General features: G+C 79.2%; 1 protein-coding gene. It reads left to right on the top strand.

Going from position 1 to position 708, the window contains the following annotated elements:
- The coding region (locus KIK08_RS37235; RefSeq protein ID WP_214408018.1) for an Hsp70 family protein at positions 1-708 on the top strand (708 nt) is incomplete at both ends.

Raw genomic sequence — 708 nt, 5'->3', positions numbered from 1 at the left:
CAGCCGCGCCGGAGACCGGGGCGGTGCTGGCCGTGCTGGACATCGGCGGCGGCGCGTGCGACGCCGCCGTGGTGCGCCGCGACCCGCACGGGTTCACGGTGCTCGGCCGGCCGGAGCGGATCGAGCGCCTCGGCGGCGTCGACATCGACGACGTGGTGTTCGAGCGGGTGCGCGCCGACCTCGGCGAGCGGTGGGACGGGTTGGACCCGTCGGACCCGGCGACGCTGGCCGCCGTGGCCGCGCTGCGCCGCGACTGCACGGCGGCCAAGGAGGCGCTGAGCGGGTCGGCCGAGGTCGCGGTGCCGGTCGTGCTGCCGGGCATCCGCGTCGACGTCGAGCTGACCCGCGCCGGGCTCGTCGAGCTGATCCGCCCGGCGATCGGTGGGGCCGTCGACCTGCTGGCCCGGGTGATGGAGCCGGTGACCCTCCCCGGCACCCCGACGGTGCTGCTGGTCGGCGGCTCCACGCGGATCCCGCTGGTGGCCGAGATGGTCGCGGAGCGGACCGGGCTCCCCGTCGTGCGGCTCGACGACGCGGTGACCGCGGTCGCGGCGGGGGCCGCGCTCGCGGTGCGCCCGACCGAGCAGCGGACCCCGGCCGCCGCACCCGCCGCCCGGTCCGCCGCCGCCGTCACCGCCGTCACCGCGAAGATCGACCTCGCCGGCGCCGGCTCGCGCCCCGACCTGGACCGGCTCGACGCGCGCGCGA

It is taken from the genome of Pseudonocardia lacus (assembly GCF_018531445.1).
GTDB lineage: Bacteria > Actinomycetota > Actinomycetes > Mycobacteriales > Pseudonocardiaceae > Pseudonocardia > Pseudonocardia lacus.
This window is presented reverse-complemented; position numbering and strand designations above follow the sequence as displayed.